Source organism: Bosea sp. Tri-49, assembly GCF_003952665.1.
Taxonomy (GTDB): domain Bacteria; phylum Pseudomonadota; class Alphaproteobacteria; order Rhizobiales; family Beijerinckiaceae; genus Allobosea.
Window position 1 is genome coordinate 4353302 of record NZ_CP017946.1, and the last position, 17522, is coordinate 4370823.

The 17522-nt window shown below is 67.1% G+C and carries 16 protein-coding genes; 7 read left to right on the plus strand and 9 right to left on the minus strand.

Annotated features, from left to right (window positions below; translation table 11 throughout):
* Positions 1–10: 10 nt before the first annotated feature.
* The 3 genes from recF to BLM15_RS21050 all read left to right on the plus strand — a co-directional run bounded on the left by recF (position 11) and on the right by BLM15_RS21050 (position 2231).
* The gene (gene recF / locus BLM15_RS21040; protein ID WP_126114590.1) at positions 11–1138 is read left to right on the plus strand and encodes a DNA replication/repair protein RecF; all 1128 of its coding nucleotides are present in this window, start codon (positions 11–13) and stop codon (positions 1136–1138) included.
* Positions 1139–1261: 123 nt separating this feature from the next.
* A complete protein-coding gene (locus tag BLM15_RS21045) occupies positions 1262–1876 on the plus strand; it encodes a LysE family translocator (protein ID WP_126114591.1) in 615 nt (204 codons plus the stop codon).
* A gap of 1 nt (position 1877) precedes the next feature.
* The gene (locus tag BLM15_RS21050) at positions 1878–2231 is read left to right on the plus strand and encodes a cupin domain-containing protein (RefSeq protein WP_126116281.1); all 354 of its coding nucleotides are present in this window, start codon (positions 1878–1880) and stop codon (positions 2229–2231) included.
* Between the two features lie 3 nt (positions 2232–2234).
* Here BLM15_RS21050 and BLM15_RS21055 read toward each other — a convergent pair whose 3' ends face one another.
* Entirely contained in the window at positions 2235–2891 is a 657-nt protein-coding gene (locus BLM15_RS21055) for an ankyrin repeat domain-containing protein (RefSeq protein WP_126114592.1), read from the minus strand.
* Positions 2888–3970 (minus strand): heat-inducible transcriptional repressor HrcA, encoded by a 1083-nt coding sequence (gene hrcA / locus BLM15_RS21060; RefSeq protein WP_126114593.1) that lies wholly within the window; start codon positions 3968–3970, stop codon positions 2888–2890. The genes BLM15_RS21055 and hrcA overlap by 4 nt, the downstream gene beginning before the upstream one ends.
* Positions 3971–4106: 136 nt before the next feature.
* On the opposite strand from hrcA, the gene rph reads away from it, so the two are divergent.
* The 4 genes from rph to BLM15_RS21080 all read left to right on the plus strand — a co-directional run bounded on the left by rph (position 4107) and on the right by BLM15_RS21080 (position 8078).
* Entirely contained in the window at positions 4107–4823 is a 717-nt protein-coding gene (rph, locus tag BLM15_RS21065; protein WP_126114594.1) for a ribonuclease PH, read from the plus strand.
* Positions 4824–4827: 4 nt separating this feature from the next.
* Entirely contained in the window at positions 4828–5475 is a 648-nt protein-coding gene (gene rdgB / locus BLM15_RS21070) for an RdgB/HAM1 family non-canonical purine NTP pyrophosphatase (RefSeq protein ID WP_126114595.1), read from the plus strand.
* On the plus strand, positions 5472–6674 hold the full coding sequence (gene hemW, locus BLM15_RS21075; protein ID WP_236846366.1) for a radical SAM family heme chaperone HemW: 1203 nt from the start codon (positions 5472–5474) through the stop codon (positions 6672–6674). Before rdgB ends, hemW begins: the two co-directional genes overlap by 4 nt.
* Positions 6675–6854: 180 nt before the next feature.
* Positions 6855–8078: an SMP-30/gluconolactonase/LRE family protein gene (locus tag BLM15_RS21080; protein WP_126114596.1), complete on the plus strand. Its 1224-nt coding sequence runs from the start codon at positions 6855–6857 to the stop codon at positions 8076–8078.
* A 7-nt stretch (positions 8079–8085) separates the two neighbouring features.
* On the opposite strand, the gene tsaE is transcribed toward BLM15_RS21080, so the two are convergent.
* From tsaE to BLM15_RS21115, 7 genes are all read right to left on the minus strand, one after another.
* Positions 8086–9690, minus strand: a complete 1605-nt coding sequence (gene tsaE, locus BLM15_RS21085) for a tRNA (adenosine(37)-N6)-threonylcarbamoyltransferase complex ATPase subunit type 1 TsaE (RefSeq protein ID WP_126114597.1) — start codon at positions 9688–9690, stop codon at positions 8086–8088.
* Positions 9687–12161, minus strand: a complete 2475-nt coding sequence (locus tag BLM15_RS21090) for a sensor histidine kinase (protein WP_126114598.1) — start codon at positions 12159–12161, stop codon at positions 9687–9689. The genes tsaE and BLM15_RS21090 overlap by 4 nt, the downstream gene beginning before the upstream one ends.
* 447 nt (positions 12162–12608) lie before the next feature.
* Entirely contained in the window at positions 12609–14009 is a 1401-nt protein-coding gene (gene ahcY / locus BLM15_RS21095; protein WP_126114599.1) for an adenosylhomocysteinase, read from the minus strand.
* Positions 14010–14379: 370 nt separating this feature from the next.
* A complete protein-coding gene (locus BLM15_RS21100) occupies positions 14380–14712 on the minus strand; it encodes an HPr family phosphocarrier protein (protein WP_126114600.1) in 333 nt (110 codons plus the stop codon).
* A gap of 17 nt (positions 14713–14729) precedes the next feature.
* Positions 14730–15131, minus strand: coding sequence for a PTS sugar transporter subunit IIA (locus tag BLM15_RS21105; RefSeq protein WP_110491842.1), 402 nt, complete (start codon positions 15129–15131; stop codon positions 14730–14732).
* Positions 15132–15233: 102 nt separating this feature from the next.
* Entirely contained in the window at positions 15234–15686 is a 453-nt protein-coding gene (locus tag BLM15_RS21110) for an HPr kinase/phosphorylase (RefSeq protein WP_126114601.1), read from the minus strand.
* Entirely contained in the window at positions 15683–17476 is a 1794-nt protein-coding gene (locus BLM15_RS21115; protein ID WP_126114602.1) for a sensor histidine kinase, read from the minus strand. The genes BLM15_RS21110 and BLM15_RS21115 overlap by 4 nt, the downstream gene beginning before the upstream one ends.
* Between the last annotated feature and the right edge of the window lie 46 nt (positions 17477–17522).

The window sequence follows — 17522 nt, forward strand, 5'->3', positions numbered from 1 at the left end:
GCAGAGCGTCTTGACCGCGGTCGCCCACCTCACTTTGCAGAATTTCCGCTCCTATCCGGCCCTCGATCTTGCGATCGAGGGCCGGCTCGTTGCGCTGTGCGGCGAGAACGGCGCCGGCAAGACCAATTTGCTCGAAGCCCTCTCGCTGTTCGCGCCCGGCCGCGGCCTGAGACGCTCCGACCTTTCGGATATGGCGCGCCAGCCCGGCGATGGCGGCTTTGCTGTCTCGATCGCGCTCACCGATGACGGGGGAAGGCTCGGCATCGGGCTGGAGCCGCCGGATGCCGAGGGGCGCCGGGCACGGATCGCCCGCATCGACGGCGTCTCGGCCGGTTCGGCGCTCGCCTTCAGCGATTATCTGCGCCTGGTCTGGCTGACGCCCGATCTCGACGGGCTGTTCCGCGGCTCGGCCGGCGAGCGCCGCCGCTTCCTCGACCGGCTGGTGCTCGCAGTCGATCCCGGCCACGGCACGCGCTCGAACGCGCTCGAAAAGGCGCTGCGCTCGCGCAACCGCATCCTCGAGGAAAGCCCGCATCAGCAGCGTTGGCTCGACGCGGTCGAGCGCGAGATCGCCGAGCTCGGCGTCGCCGTCGCCGCTGCCCGGGCCGAGACGGTAGCGCGGCTTTCCGCCATCATCGCCCAGAATCACGATGACGCCTCACCGTTCCCGCAGGCCGAGATCGCGCTGGAAGGCGAGATCGATGCGCTGGTCGCAAGCCTGCCGGCGCTCGATGCCGAGGACCGCTATCGCGAGCTGCTGGCTGGGATGCGCCCGCGCGACAAGGCGGCCGGGCGCACGCTCACCGGGCCGCAGGCCTCCGACCTCGCCGTGCGCCATGCCGCCAAGGACATCCCGGCGGGCCAAGGCTCGACCGGCGAGCAGAAGGCGCTGCTGATCGGGCTCGTACTCGCTCATGCGCGTCTCGTCGCAACAATGAGCGATCTACCGCCGCTCGTCCTGCTCGACGAGGTCGCCGCGCATCTCGATCCGCGCCGGCGCGCCGCGCTCTACGCGACGCTCGCCGAGCTTGGCTGCCAGGTCTGGATGACTGGCGCCGACCCGGCCCTGTTCGGCGATCTCCCCGATGGGGCGCAACGCTTCCTGGTTACGCCGGGCGAGGTTCGTGCCGTATCCTGAAAGCAGCCGCGGTCCATGATTGGTCAACTCGGCTGATCCGCGCCATCACGCATGCCGATGGGACGCTGAGCTTGCTTGCTGCTAGCATGGCGTGAAGAACGTCATCATCAGGGATGAGCGCCGATGGATCTCGCCGGGCTTCTGGTTTTCGCCGGTGTCTATTTTCTCGCCGTCGCCTCGCCGGGGCCGGGCATCGCGGCGATCGTGGCCCGCTCGCTCTCGACCGGGTTCCGGCGGGCGGTACCTTTCGTCCTCGGCATCGCGGCAGGCGACCTGGTCTGGCTGACTTTTTCGGTACTCGGCCTGTCGCTGCTGATGCAGAGTTTCCACGGCCTGTTCCTGGCGATCAAATACGCCGGCTGCGCCTATCTGATCTATCTCGCCTGGAAGCTCTGGACCGCGCCGGTGAAGAGCCTCGAAGACCAACCGGCAATGCGCGGCGAGGGCATTCGACTCTTCCTCGGCGGCGTCGCGCTGACGCTCGGCAATCCCAAGGTGATGGTGTTCTTCGTTTCGATCCTGCCGCTTATCGTCGACCTGCAGGCGATCACGCCGCTTGCCTTCGTCGAGGTCGCGGTGCTGACCATGCTGATCATCAACACCACCCTGCTCGGCTATGCCTTCGCCGCCGATCGGGCGCGGCGTCTGGTGGCGAGCCCGCGCACCATGCGCCGGATCAACCGCGTCACCGGCGGCGTGATGGCGGGTGCCGCGGCAGCGATCGCGGTGCGTGGCTGAGATGGCAGGCACGACAGCAGAACCGCGTGCCATTCGCCGCGAGGACTGGTCCGAGACGCCCGGCGAATGGCATGGAGAGGTCCAGGGCTTCGGCGGCGAGGTCTCGCTGATCTTCGTTCGGGCCGAGCCGGGCAAGGGGCCGCGGCTGCACAGCCACCCCTATCCCGAGACCTTCATCGTGCGCTCCGGCCGGGCGCTCTACACGATCGGCGATCAGGAGATCGAAGCTGGCCCCGGGCAGATCCTGGTCGTACCGGCCGGCGTGCCGCACAAGTTCCGCAGCCTCGGGCCGGAGGTGCTGGAATCGATCGACATCCACGCCAGCGAGCGCTTCGTCACAGACTGGCTGGAGTAGCGCTCAGCGCCCGCCCGCCGCGGCAATCAGCTTGGCGACCTCGCTCTGGCCGCGCTTGCGGGCGTGCTGGAGCGGGCTGACGCCATCCTTGTCGGCGAGGTTGGGATCGGCGCCCGCATCGAGCACGAGCCTGGCCACCTCTCGATGGCGCGGGCCGCCATCGCCGAGGATCACGATCTCCAGCAGGCAGGTCCAGCCGAGGTTGTTGACGTGGTTCACGTCGATGCCGCTGGTCAAAAGCAGCTTTGCCGTCTCGACATGGGCGCGCTCGCAGGCCGGGATCAGGGCATTACCGCCATAGCGATTGCGGATCGTCAGATCAGGCTTGAGCGGCAACATCGCCGCAATGATCTCGGTGCGGCCGCTGGCGCCGGCGAGCAGCCAGGGCGTATCTTGATTAGCGGCCTGGGCGTTCGGACTGGCGCCTGCAGCGAGCAATGCCTTGGCAATGGCGACATGGTTGCCGGCGACAGCGAGCAGGAGCGGTGTCTGCCTCTGGCCGTCGCGCGCTTCGAGATCGGCGCCGGCCGCGATCAGGCGGTTCACCGCCGCAAGATCGCCACGGCCGGCCGCGTCGAGCAGCCCTGTCCGCGCCTCGCTTGTTCCCGTCATCAGCAGCACTCCCGCCAGGACCGCGGCGGCGCGCAGCAGCCACCTCATCGTCCGCCATCGAGCAGGCGCCCGACCACCTTGGCGGTATAATCGACCATCGGCACGATGCGGGCGTAGTTCAGCCGGGTCGGGCCGATGATGCCGACGACGCCGACGATGCGCTGGCCGCCGTCGCGGAATGGCGCGGCGATGATCGACGAGCCCGACATCGAGAACAGGTTGTTCTCCGAGCCGATGAAGATACGCACGCCGTCGCCGGCCTCGGCACGCGAGAGCAGATCGATCAGCTCGGTCTGGGTCTCCAGATCGGCGAAGAGCAGGCGGATGCGCTCGAGATCTTCCTGCGCCTTCAAATCCTCGAGCAGGTTGGCCTGGCCGCGCACGATGAGGTGCCGGTCGCTGGAGGGGCCGGAGCTCGTCGCGATGCCCGTCTCGACCAGCCTGGCGGTCAGTTCGTCGAGCTCGCGCTCCATCAGCGTGCGGCTGTCGGCGATCTCGCGCCGGAGTTCATCCAGCGTCTTGCCGACGATGCGGGCATTGAGAAAGTTGCCGGCCTCGACCAGCGCCGAAGCGGGCAACCCCGGCGGCAGCGCCAGGATGCGGTTCTCGACCGTGCCGTCATCGGCGACGAGTACGGCGAGCGCCCGGGCAGCATCGAGCCGGACGAACTCGATATGGCGCAGGCGGGCATTGGCCTTGGTGGTGACGACGACGCCGGCGCCGCGCGACAGGCCGGAGAGCAAGGCGGACGCCTCGGTCAGCGTCTGGTCCAGCGAGCGGTTGCTGGCGGCCGCCCTGATCTGCACCTCGATGCGGGATCTTTCGTCCGAGGTGAGATTGCCGACCTCCATCATGCCGTCGACAAAGAAGCGCAGGCCCCGCTCTGTCGGCAGACGGCCCGCCGACGTATGCGGCGCATAGATCAGCCCGGCCATTTCAAGGTCGGTCATGACATTGCGCACCGTCGCCGGCGAGAGCGCGACCGGCAGCAGGCGGGCGATATTGCGCGAGCCGACCGGCTCGCCGGTCGTCAGGTAGCCGTCGACAATCTGGCGAAAGATCTCGCGCGAGCGCTGATCGATCTCGACCAGACCGCCGGGCGATTCCGGGCGGATATGGGCGCTCATCGCGGAGTGAACAGCCTCGTGACCATACCCTATTGTCCCCGGCGCGGGCGGCCGGATCAAGTCCTCATGCCGGCTCGCCTTGCCGCTGTTGCGCTAAGCGCCTACAAGCCGCGAATTCAGAAGACAGGATGGCACGATGAGACCCTCGAAGCGCGCAGCCGACGAGATGCGCAAGGTCACGCTGGAACGCGGCGTGGTCCGCTATGCGGAAGGGTCGTGCATGGTAAGCTTCGGCGAGACCAAGGTGCTTTGCGCCGCCACCGTCGAAGAAAAGGGGCCGCCCTGGTTGCGCGGCACCGGCAAGGGCTGGGTCACAGCCGAATATTCGATGCTGCCGCGCGCCACCCATGAGCGCACCCGCCGCGAGGTCACCTCCGGCAAGCCGTCGGGCCGGACGCAGGAGATCCAGCGCCTGGTCGGGCGTTCGCTTCGCGCCGTGGTCGACCTAACCGCGATCGGCGAGCGCCAGATCGTTGTCGACTGCGACGTGCTCCAGGCCGATGGCGGCACCCGCACCGCCTCGATCACCGGCGCCTGGGTCGCGCTGCACGACGCGCTGAAATGGATGGAAGGGCGCGGCCTGCTGAAGGGCGCCAATCCGCTGAAGGATCATGTCGCCGCGGTCTCCTGCGGCATCGTCGCCGGCAATCCCGTCATCGATCTCGACTATGTCGAGGATTCCGGCGCACAGACCGATGCGAATTTCGTCATCACCGGTGCGGGCGGCCTCGTCGAGGTACAGGGCACCGCCGAGGGCGCTCCCTTCAGCGAGGACGAGCTGATGGCGCTGCTCAAGCTCGCCAAGGGCGGCATCGGCAAGCTGGTCGCCCTGCAGAAGGCGACGGTGGCCTGACGTCATGAGTGCGAACCGCCTCCTCACCGGCAAGGTCGTGATCGCGACCCACAACCAGGGCAAATTGCGCGAGATGCGTGAGCTTCTGGCGCCCTATGGGGTTGAGTTGGTCTCGGCCGGCGAGCTCGGCCTGCCGGAGCCCGACGAGAACGGCCACATGTTCGCCGAGAACGCCGCGATCAAGGCAGTGGCGGCGGCAGAAGCCTCCGGCCTGCCGGCGCTCGCCGACGATTCCGGCGTCTGCATCGATGCGCTGGACGGTGCCCCCGGCCTGTTCTCGGCCAACTGGGCCGGGCCGGGCAGGGATTTCGCCCCGGCGCTGGCCAGGGTCCAGATGGAGCTCGACAAGCGCGGTGCGACCACGCCCGAGCAGCGCAAGGCGCATTTCGTCTCCGCGCTGGTGATCGCCTGGCCGGACGGGCATCAGGAACTGTTCGAGGGGCGCGTCTTCGGCACGATCGTCGATGCACCGCGCGGGTTGTCCGGCTTCGGCTACGACCCGATCTTCCAACCGACCGGTTATGCCAAGACCTTTGGAGAGATGAGCGCGCAGGAGAAGCACGGCATTCCCCAGGACGGCTCGCCCGGCCTGTCGCACCGGGCCCGCGCCTTCCATGTGTTGGCTGCCGCCTGCCTGAGGCAGCCCGCTTGAGCCCTCCGGCCGCCCTTGCCGCGCGGCCCGGCGTGCCGGCGCATCCGACCGCGGATGCCGGCTTCGCCGTCTATGTGCATTGGCCGTTCTGCCTGGCTAAATGCCCCTATTGCGACTTCAACTCTCATGTCCGGCATCAGCCTCCGGATCAGGCGCGCTATATCGCAGCTTTCCGCCGCGAGATCGCCCAGCGGGCGCAGCTCGCGCCAGGGCGCACGGTGTCCTCGATCTTCTTCGGCGGCGGCACGCCTTCGCTGATGGAAGGCGCGACCGTCGGCGCGATCCTCGATGCGATCGGCGAGCACTGGGCCGTCGATCCCAATTGCGAGGTCTCGCTGGAAGCCAATCCGACCAGCGTCGAGGCCGGGCGCTTCCGCGATTTCCGCGCGGCCGGCGTCAACCGCGTCTCGCTCGGCGTGCAGGCACTGAACGATGCCGACCTGAAAGCCCTTGGCCGGATGCATTCGGCGCAGGAAGCACTCGATGCGGTTGCGATCGCGCGCCGCTATTTCGAGCGTTACTCCTTCGACCTGATCTATGCCCGTTCGCCGGAGCAGACGCCGGCGTTCTGGCAGGCCGAGCTCGAACTCGCGATCAGCCACGCCGCCGAGCATCTCTCGCTCTACCAGCTCACCATCGAGCCCGGCACGGCCTTCGAGCAGCTCTACAAGGCCGGCAAGCTCGCCATTCCCGACCCCGATGCGGGGGCCGCGCTCTACGAGTTGACGCAGGAGATCACGGCCAAGCATGGCCTGCCGGTCTACGAGATATCGAACCATGCCCGGCCGGGCGCGGAATGCCGGCACAATCTGGTCTACTGGCACTATGGCGAATATGCCGGGATCGGCCCGGGCGCCCATGGCCGGCTGGTGACCGCCGATGGTCGCTATGCCCAATCGACCGAGAAACGTCCCGAAACCTGGCTGGAGCGGATCGAGGCCGGCACCGGCGCACTGGTCGAGAACGAGCGTCTCTCGGCCGAGGCACAGGGTGACGAATACCTGCTGATGGGCCTTAGACTGATCGAAGGCATCGATCTCGACGTGTTCGAGGGGCTCGCCGGCCGGAAGCTCAACGGGAACCGGATCGGCAGCCTAATCGCCGAAGGCTTCCTCACCCGCAAGCCGAATGGCCGGCTCGCCGCGACGCCGGAAGGCGCATTGCTGCTCGACGCGCTCGTCGCCGATCTGGCGGCCTGAGGACGGATCGCGGCGCCGATCTCCGGACTCGATATCATTAAACCGATTTAGGTCGATGAGAAGCCCTGCTCGGACAGGGCTTGCCATGACGAAACGTCAGCTTGCCGCCACGTCACCGCCGCAATCAGCGCTCCCGATGCTAACCGCAAGGACGGGACAGTCCGGCTCAGGGAGGTCACGATGCAGCAGAACAAGATCGACGAAACGCGCCCGGCGCTGTCGCGCCGCCGCTTGTTGCAGGTCGCGGGGGCAGGCGCGCTTGCCGCTGCCGCCGACACGGCCTTGGCGCAAGCCCCGGCGGCCCGCCCCGGGCCGCCGAGCACGATCACCAGCCCGCCGCGCGATTTCAGCCGCGGTGGCGCGCCTACCACCTATTTCTGGGATCCAGATGTCATCGCGGTCGATCCGGCCTTCGAGGGCCTGGCCCAGCCCAATGCGCCGATCCAGCGGCTCTGGACCGGCGCGCTCTGGGCAGAAGGGCCGGCCTGGAACGCGCAGGGGCGCTACCTCGTTTGGAGCGACATCCCGAACAACCGGCAATTGCGCTGGCTCGAGGACGATGGCCGCGTCAGCGTCTTCCGGACGCCCTCGGGCAACAGCAACGGCAACAGTTTCGACTTCCAGGGCCGGCAGCTCTCCTGCGAGCATCTGAACCGCCGCGTCGTGCGCTATGAACTCGACGGCTCGGTGACGATCCTCGCCGACAAGTTCGACGGCAAGCGGCTGAACTCGCCCAACGACGTCGTCCAGCATCCTGACGGCAGCTACTGGTTCACCGATCCGCCCTATGGCGGCCAGCTCTATGAGGGCGCGCCCGACGCGGCCGGCGGGCCGAGCAATGCGAGCGGCAAGGTCAATCCCCGGCTCGGCCAGCCACCCGAGATCGGCTTTTACAAGCGCGAACTGCCGACGAACTGCTACCGCATCGATCCGAGCGGCCGGGTCGACCTCGTCGTCACCGAGCAACAGGTGCCCGACCCGAACGGCCTGTGCTTCTCGCCGGACTTCAAGAAGCTCTATGTCGCCTCGACCGGCAAGGGTCCGGGCGATACCGGTCCCGGCGGTAAGGGCGACATCCATGTCTTCGACGTTGGTACCGACAATAAGCTCTCGAACGGCAAGCTGTTCGCGGACTGCATGGTCGACGGGGTGAAATGCGGGCCGGACGGGCTGCGCTGCGATGTGCAGGGCAATCTCTGGGCATCCAGCAATGCCGGCCGTGCCGTCGGCTACAATGGCGTGCTCTGCTTCAACCCCGAGGGCAAGCTGATCGGCCGTATCCGCCTGCCGGAGGTCTGCGGGAATGTCTGCTTCGGCGGACCAAAGCGCAACCGGCTGTTCATGGCGGCGAGCCAGTCGCTCTACGCGGTCTATCTCGGCACGCAAGGCGCCGGGCCAGCCTGAAGCCGGCTCAGGCCTCGTCCTGCTTGGGCCGATCCTGCTCCGCAGGGTCGGCCTCCGTCTCCGGCTTCGGCTGATCCGCATAGAGCTTGGGCAGGTAGGTCTCGTACCAGGACTTGAGCTCGGCAAGGGCCGGATGCTCGAGATTGCGGCGCAGATAGGCCTCGATCCGAGGCAAATGCTTGAGATAGCCCGGCTTGCCGTCGCGCCGGTCGAGCCGCGCGAAGATGCCGGCGATCTTGGCGTTGCGTTGCGCGCCGAGGATCGCATAGGCGCGGGCAAAGCCCGGCAGGTCGAAGCCTGGATCGGTGCCGCGCCGCGCCCCGGCATAGGCGGCGAGCAGTCGCAATTCCAGCGCTGCCGGCACATCGACGCGGGCATCCTGCCCGAGCGCGACGAGGTCATAGCCGGGGTGCCCGAGCACCGCGTCCTGGAAATCGATCAGGCCGAGCCTGGCATGACCAACACGCTCGGGCAGCCAGAGTAGGTTCGGCGAATGATAGTCGCGCAGCGTCCAGGTCGCCGGCGTCTCGAAAAGCTCGTCGAACAGCTTGTCCCAGATGCGGCTGAACTCGGCTCGCGTCACCGCCGGCAAGGTCACGCCGGCGATATGCGGGGCATACCAGTCGAGCACCAGCTCTGTCTCGATTGCGAGCGCCTCGCGGTCGTAGTCCGGCAGAACATGGTCGCGGCCTTCCGCCACCGGCAGGATCGTCGGCAAAGCATGCCGGTGCAGCTCGGCGAGAAGGCGGGCGGCGGCCTCGTAACGCTCGGGGATCGGGCCGTCTTCGCCGACGACCGGCTCGGAGCCGAGATCCTCGATCAGCAGCAGGCCAGTGACGAGGTCCTGCGCCAGGATCGCCGGCGCGGAGAGGCCGAGCGAACGCAAACCCTTGTCCATGGCGACGAAGGCGTCGACGGTCTCGGCGAGATGGGCGATGGCGCTATAGGGCTTGCCCTGGCGGATCGCCGGCCCGTCGGCCCGCGGCGGCGAGATCATCAGGATGGCGGTCTCGCCCGAGGGCCTGATCAGGCGCTCATAAGCACGGCTCGAGGCATCTCCGAGCATGAACTCGCGCCGCGCCTCGCTCCAGCCGGCCTCGTCGATCAGCTGCCGCGCGCCGATGGCGAGCGACAGCCGCTGGCGCCAGAGCACGCCGCCGGAGAGCGTCGCGATCCTGCCCTGCTCGGGGTTCTCGGGATCGACCTCGAGCACAATGTCGAGCCGCCGGCCCGCCGGCAGGCGCGTGCCGGCGCGGTCCGGCCATTCGACGATCGTGATCGCGAGATCGAGATCCTCGACCAGGCCGATATCGTCGAGCTCGTCGGAACTGCGGACGCGGTAGAGATCCGCGTGCAGCAGGAGCCCGGGCGGGCTGTCATAGCTCTGTACCAAAGTGAAGGTCGGGCTCGGCGCTTCCAAAGCGGGATCACCGGTGAGGCGGCGCAGCATGGCGCGGGCCAGTAGCGACTTGCCGGCGCCGAGATGGCCCGAGAGCGCGACGATGTCGCCAGTCTTGAGAATGTCGGCGATATCCTGAGCCAGCCGCACCGTCGCGGCCTCGGTCGACAGGACAACAACATGGCTGCCCGTCCGCGCGGCCTCGTCGCTCATTCCGCCGCATCCGAGATGCGCATGCCTTCAGGCGGAAAGACCGCGGTGACACGCGTGCCCTGACCGAGGGCGGAGTCGAGCTCGACGCGGCCGCCATGCAATTCGACGATCGAGCGCACCATCGACAGGCCAAGCCCGACGCCGCGATGGCGCGATCCCAGCGAATGGCTCTCGAAACGGTCGAACACCTTCTCCTTGACCTCGTCCGGGATGCCGCGGCCCTCGTCGGCGACGGTGATCCGAATCTCGCCGCCTATCCGGCCGGCGCTGACGCGGATGGTCTGGCCCGGCTGGGAGAAGCCGATCGCGTTCGAGAGCAGGTTGAACAGGATCTGGCGCAGGCGCTTGGGATCGGCGCGCAGCGGCCCGGTCTGGGGGGCGATGTCGACCTGGAGCCTGAGCTTGCTGTCGGTGAGGCGGTCCTGCAGCCCGGTCGCAGCCTGGGCGATGCTCTTGGCGACGTCGACCTCCTCGAGATCGAGCGCGAGCGCACCATTGTCGATCGAGGCGAGATCAAGAATGTCGTTGATGATGGCAAGCAGCGCCCCGGAGGAGCGGACAATATGGCCGGAATAGTCGCGCTGCTTGTCGTTCAGCGGGCCGACCGTCTCCTCGCCAAGCAATTGGGCGAAGCCGATGATGTTGGTCAGCGGCGAGCGCAATTCGTAGGAAACGTGATGGACAAACTCTTCGCGCAGCCGCGAGGCGCGCTCCAAGGCGTCGTTGCGTTCGGTCAGCGCCCGCTCGACGTTCACGCCGGCGGTGACATCGGCGAAGGTGATCAGCGTTGCGCCATCGGGCAGCGGCGCGGCGGTGCAGTCGAGCACCATGCCGTCGCGGCGCTCCATATGGCAGCGATAATCCTCGCGCGCATCGCGCACGCCAGCGACCGCGCTGCGGATCTCAGTCCAGACTGCATCGTCCGGGAAGAGCGGTCGGCTCAAGCTGACAACCTCGTCGATATGCGGCGCAGACGCGGCGCGCTCGGGCGAGAGCTTCCAGAGCTGAGCGAAGGCGGGGTTGGAGAGCTTGAGGCGGCCATCCGAGCCGAACACGGCGACGCCTTCGCGCAATGAATCGAGCGTCTCGCGCTGGGTGCGCGAGAGGGCGTTGAAGCGCGATTCCAGGGTGAAGCGCTCGGTCTCGTCATCGAAGAGATAGGTGACGCCGCCCTGCGGATTCGGGCTGGCAACGACATGGATGGTACGGCCATCGGGCAGATACCACCAATCCTCGCTGGCGCGCGTCGCGGTGTAGGCGGCGTGCACCTGCGCCTTCCAGGTCCGGTAGTCGCCGAGCTCGGGCAGGCGGCGCTCGGTGCGCAGGCGATCAAGGATTTCGCCGTCGCCCGGAGCGCTGTCGAGGAAGCCGGGATCGAGCGACCAGAGCGCTTCGTAGCCGCTATTGCGATAGACTAGACGCTGCGAGGCGTCGAAGACGGCGACGCCGGTTTTCAGCCGGTCCAGCGTGCGCACATGCGCATCCATCTGACGCTGCAGATCGGCGCGGACCGCCTCCAGCTCGCTCATGTCGGTGGCGATGCCGGCATAACCCGAGGGCGTTGGTGTTTCCAGGATATCGACGATCCGGCGCTGGCCAGCCATGACGACGGGTGCGCGCAGCTGGAAGACGCGGCCATCCTTGCGGGCCTTCGTGGCCGCCTCGCGCTCGCTGCGATCGAAGAGCTCAAGCCCAGCCTTGACCACCTGCTGGCCATCTGCGGCTTCGACCGCCCGAGCGTAAGCCCCATTGACCCAGGTCAGGCGACCATCGGTGGCGCGCGTCCAGACCGGCTGCGGCACGCCGGCGAGCAAGCTCGTCAACGCGGCATGGTCACTGGCGAGTTTGCCGAGTTCATCCTCGAGCGCCAGCGCCCGGGCGCGCTCACCGTCGACCTCGCGCAGGCGGATCACGGCGCGGCCAACCACGGGCCGACCCTCGGCGTCGACATAGCGTCCGATCTTGGCCTTGAAGGTGAAGGCAAAGGCTTCGCCATGCTCCTTGAGAGCTTCCGTCGCGAGTTCGAGCCGCTTCGCGTCGGCCGGCGGGGCCCAGGTGCCATAGGCCAGCGCCGGAGCGGACCCGCCAATGCCGAGAAAGCCGCTATCGCCCTCGATCACCGGGCTCGCCTTCGGGCCGTTCCAGCTCAGCACGACCTGTCGATCCGCCGCAAGCAGTGCGCCGAGGCGCTCCTGGTGGCCACGCGTCGCCTCTAGACCAGCAGCGAGCTCGCCTTCCCGCCGGGTCCAGCGCGAGCGCTCGCGGACGTAGAGAACCGAGGTGGTCGTGGCGAAGACCACAAGTCCGACGAAGATCAGCGAGAGACCACCGGCGTTGAGCCACTCGGCTCGCACGGGCAGGATGGCCTCGACCTGAGCGAGGGCGGGGGCCGGCGCTACGCCGGCAAGACCCGGCAGGAGAAAGCGGACCGCTCCGTTCATCTCCCGCCCGACCTGCCTTGCCCGTCTCATTCCTGCGTCCGTCCTGTTCCAGGCCAGCCTGTGGCCGCAATTGGCGAGGTGCTATCGGCACGGCAGCCGGTCATGGCTCCCCTGAAGGACCCACGCCCGCAACCTGCGCAAAGCCACCGCTGCACGAAACCGGACGCCGCATGCGAAGTCTGCCGGCAGCCCGAATCAGTGCCACTGTAATCACCGCAGGACTCCGTCAGGAAGTGCTTAATCGATAGTAAAGGCCGAATGGCGATGGCCGCGACCGACGCGTCCTCGCGGCAAACAACAAGTAGAGGCCACTCAACAGTCGACGTCTATTAGTAGTGCCCGACGTACCCTATTGTGCTTCGAATACGACAAAGCCCGGCACGAGGCCGGGCTTTCTCATCATTGCAGCCGCTGCCCGAAGGCAGGCTCCGCGCGGTATGGCGTCACTCGGCCGGCCGCTGCCGACCAGAACGCGGATCAGTAGCGGTAGAGTTCCGGCTTGAACGGGCCGGTCGGCGCCAGTCCGAGATACTTCGCCTGCGCATCGTTCAGCACGGTCAGCTTGGCGCCGACCTTGGCGAGATGCAGCGCCGCGACCTTCTCGTCGAGATGCTTGGGCAGGGTGTAGACCTTGTTCTCGTATTTGGCGTGGTGGTTCCAGAGCTCGACCTGGGCCAGCGTCTGGTTCGAGAACGAGCAGGACATCACGAAGGACGGGTGGCCGGTGGCGTTGCCGAGATTCACCAGGCGGCCTTCCGAGAGCAGGATGATGCGCTTGCCATCGGGGAACTCGACCTCGTCGACCTGCGGCTTGACGTTGTCCCACTTGAAGTTCTTCAGGCCGGCGACCTGAATCTCCGAGTCGAAATGGCCGATATTGCAGACGATGGCGCGGTGCTTCATCGCGCGCATATGGTCGACGGTGATGACGTCGAGGTTGCCGGTGGCGGTCACGAAGATGTCGGCACGCGGAGCGGCGTCCTCCATGGTGACGACCTCGTAGCCCTCCATCGCCGCCTGCAGCGCGCAGATCGGATCGATCTCGGTGACAAGCACGCGGCAGCCAGCCTGGCGCAGAGAGGCGGCCGAGCCCTTGCCGACATCGCCATAGCCGGCGACGAGCGCGACCTTGCCCGACATCATCACGTCGGTGCCGCGGCGGATGGCGTCGACCAGCGATTCACGGCAGCCATAGAGGTTGTCGAACTTCGACTTGGTGACGGAATCGTTGACGTTGATCGCCGGGAAGGGCAGGCGGCCGGCCTTGGCGAGATCGTAGAGGCGATGCACGCCGGTGGTGGTCTCCTCCGAGACACCCTTGATCGCGGCGCGGGTCTTGGTGAACCAGCCCGGATTGGCCTTGAGCTCGCGCTTGATCAGCTTGAAGAAGATCGTCTCTTCCTCATTGCCCGGCTTGTCGAGGAAGGCGGCATTGCCGGCCTCGGCTTCGGCGCCGAGGATGACCAGCATGGTCAGGTCGCCGCCATCGTCGAGGATCATGTTCGGCGTGCCGCCATCGCCCCAAGTCGCGGTGCGCAGGACGTATTCCCAATAGTCCTCCAGCGTCTCGCCCTTGATGGCGAAGACCGGCACGCCGGACGCGGCGATCGCGGCGGCGGCGTGGTCCTGGGTCGAGAAGATGTTGCACGAGGACCAGCGCACATCGGCGCCGAGCTCGGTCAGCGTCTCGATCAGCACGGCGGTCTGGATGGTCATGTGCAGGCAGCCGGCGATGCGGGCGCCCTTCAGCGGGGCCTTGCCCTTGTGCTCGGCGCGGATCGCCATCAGGCCCGGCATCTCGTCCTGGGCCATGTTGATTTCCTTGCGGCCGTAATCCGCAAGGCTGATGTCCTTGACGACGTAATCCTGCTTCGACACGGGGGCGCTCCAATCGATCGTGCTTTGAATGACGGCGGCTCTCTAGCAGGGTGCCCGTCGGAAGGCAATCAAAGATATAAAGATGTCTTTATGTGGCTGGCGCCTGAGCCTGACTCAGCCCTCATGCTCGCCCTCGTCGCGAACACCCACGTTACTGCCCGTGATCAAGGAAGACGTGACGGTCGTCGGACAAGCCGACCATGACGAGGCATTGGCTACGGCTACCACCGCCATCGTCGTTCCCGCATGGCGCGCAGGGACATCCGCCCTCTGAAGAGAAGCACGAAAAAACAGAGCAGCATGGCAACGGAGCCAATGGCTTTGGCGAAAGCCATCGATGCGACGATGGAGCCCCACATGGCCGAGAGGCCTACTCGCCCTCGCCGAACCTGTCGGCGACCAGCGCGCTGAGCGCCTGAAGCGCTTCCTTCGCATCAGCGCCCTTGGCGACCACGGTAATGCTTGAGCCGATGCCGGCCCCCAGCGTCAGGATACCCATGATCGAGGTGGCGCCGACCGTCTCGCCGCAGCGGCTGACAGTGATATCGGCATCAAACTGGCTGGCGCACTGCACGAATTTCGCCGTGGCGCGGGCGTGCAGGCCCTTCTTGTTGATGATCTGGAACTCGCCATAGACGGCGCCGGCCGGAATCTCGACCTCAGAGCAATCGCAATCCTCGTCGCGGACGTCTTCTTCGCGCATGTCCTGCACGCCGGACCTCACTTGCCCGCCAGTACGCGGCTGGCGACCGTGATATACTTGCGGCCGGCATCCTGCGCGCTACTGACAGCTTCGTCGAGAGTCTTTTCCTCGCGCACACTGGCGAGCTTGATCAGCATTGGCAGGTTGACGCCGGCGACGACATCGATCCGGCCCGGCTCCATCACGGAGATGGCGAGGTTGGAGGGCGTACCGCCGAACATGTCGGTCAGGACGATGACGCCATTGCCGTTCTCGACCTGCTCCACCGCCGCGATGATGTCGCGTCGGCGACCCTCCATATCGTCATCGGGAGCGATGGCGATGGTGGCGAGGTTGGCCTGAGGGCCGACGACATGTTCGAGCGCGGCGCGGAATTCCGTCGCCAGGTGCCCATGCGTGACAAGCACGAGTCCGATCATTCAGTACCACCGGAGAGCGCCAACGGCGCCCGGACAAGGTCGCGGTTTATGCGGCAGGTGCGAAAGATAGGCAAGGCTTGTCTCGAACTCCTCGAAACCAATTCACCCCGGTCCGGCAAAGAGCGCAAGCGCTGCAAGCACTAGACGTTCGTCGCCAGCCGTCGGAAGCAGGAAGAGACGCGGCAGGGTGACGCCTGCAATGGTCTCGACCAGCGCCTCCGGCTCCGGCATGCGTTCGGGTTCCGAGCCGCAATCAATCACGAGCCGGATCACCGCAGCGGCGAGATGCGGTTCCGGAGTCAGGCCGAGGCCGCGCCGCTCGACCAGCCCCTCGAGCGGCGATACCGGCCCAGCGACGACGCGGCCGGCCCGGACGGTGATTTCAGTGCGATCATCGGCAACCAACCGAGCAAAGCGGCCCTGGAGCTGCGCCAGGCCGATCAGCGCCAAAGCGAGGCTCGACTTGCCGACCCCCGAGGGGCCACGGATCAGGATGCCGGCCTCGCCGACGACGACGGCGTCGGCATGCAGGCGGAGCGGGGGAACAGAGCTCATGCCGGCTGCGCCGCCGCCGGCAAACGCACGATGAAGCGGGCACCCAGACGCTGGTCCTCGCCCTCTGATTGCTCCGAGGTGTAGCGGTTCTCGGCCCGGATCGTACCGCGATGGGCCTCGACGATCTGACGTGAAATCGAGAGGCCGAGGCCGGAATTCTGGCCAAAGCCGCTCTCCGGCCGGTCGGTGTAGAAGCGCTCGAAAATCCGCTCGAGTGCATGTGGCGGAATGCCCGGACCGTCGTCCTCGACCGCGATCAGCACATCGCCGGCGACGCGCGATAGCTTGACCCTGACCGGCTTGTCCTTCGGCGAAAAGGAACGGGCGTTCTCGATCAGGTTGACGAGGACCTGGCCGAGGCGGGAATCGTGGCCGAACACCCGGAAGGGGTCGCCGCCCGGCCGCTGGCCGCGCCGGTCGACCGAAAGCTCGACGACCGGCTGGCCTTCCCGGCGAATCTGGTTCTGGACCGAGACGACCGCTTCGGCGAGCTGCGCCACGTCCAGCGGAGCGGCATCGTCGCGTGCGAGCTCGGCATCGAGGCGCGACGCCTCCGAGATGTCGGTGATCAACCGATCGAGCCGTTTCACATCGTGGCGGATCACCGCGAGCAGACGGCTGCGCGAGTCGTCGTTCTTTGCAAGTGGCAAGGTCTCGACGGCACTGCGTAGCGAGGTCAGCGGGTTCTTGAGTTCATGAGCGACATCGGCGGCGAAGCGCTCGATCGCCTCCATGCGATTGTACAGTGCCTGGGTCATCTCGCGGAACGAGCCGGAGAGATGGCCGATTTCGTCATGGCGACTTGAGAAATCCGGGACCTCCTCGCGCGACTTGACCCCGCGGCGGACGCGCTGGGCTGCATCGGCCAGCTTGCGGATCGGTTCGGCGATGGTGCCGGCAAGCAGCACCGAGAGCACGATCATCACGCCGGCCGCGACCACGAAGACCTGGAAGATGGCATAGCGCTCGGACGCGATGACAGCGTCGATGTCGCCGCCTTGCGTCGAGAGCAGCAGCGCGCCACGCACGGCCCGGAAGCGCTGCACCGGCACGGCGACCGAGACGATCGTCTCGCCGCGGGTGTTGACCCGCACCACGCTGGCCGGCGAGCCGGCCAGCGCGCGGGCGACCTCGGTGTAGGATCTGCCGTTGGCATTGGCGAAATCGTCGTAGGCCGGCACATCGGCACGGCCGAGCCGGTTGCGGAACAGGTTCCAGGTGCGCTCGAGCAGCGGCGGCTCGTCACTCTCGCCGATGCGCGGCAGGTCGAGCCGCAAAATGTCGCCGCGCGAATAGAGATTGCGCGAATCGAGCGTCAGCATTCCGTCCTTGTCGTAGATGCGGGCGCGCGTCTTGGTCGGCGTCACCAGCCGACGCAGAAGCGGGGCGACCTTTTCCGGGTTGATCGAGAAATCCAGAGGGTCCTCGGCGATGGCGCCGCTCTCGCCAGCCTGCATCTGCAAGAGCTTGTCCGGATCGATCGCGATCGTGTCGGTCTCGACCGTAGCGGAGGCGGCGATGGCCCCGGCGATGATCTCGCCCTGCGTCAGCAGGCTCTGCACGCGCGCCTCGATCAGGCCCTCGCGGAACTGGTTGAGATAAAGGAACCCGACGAGGAGGGCGACGAGGCCGGCGAGATTGAGGACGACGATGCGCCGGGTCAGGCTCGAGGCGGCCCGACCGGAGATGGCGCGCCAGACACGGCGACCGAACAGCGCGGCGCGGCGGCGCAGCGTCAGCCCCGTCCGCGGCCCGCCAGCGCGAGCCCCTTCCTGTTCGATCGTAGCCATGAACGGCTCATATCCTGTCCCGGCGCCCGCGCAAACGCGGTCTTGG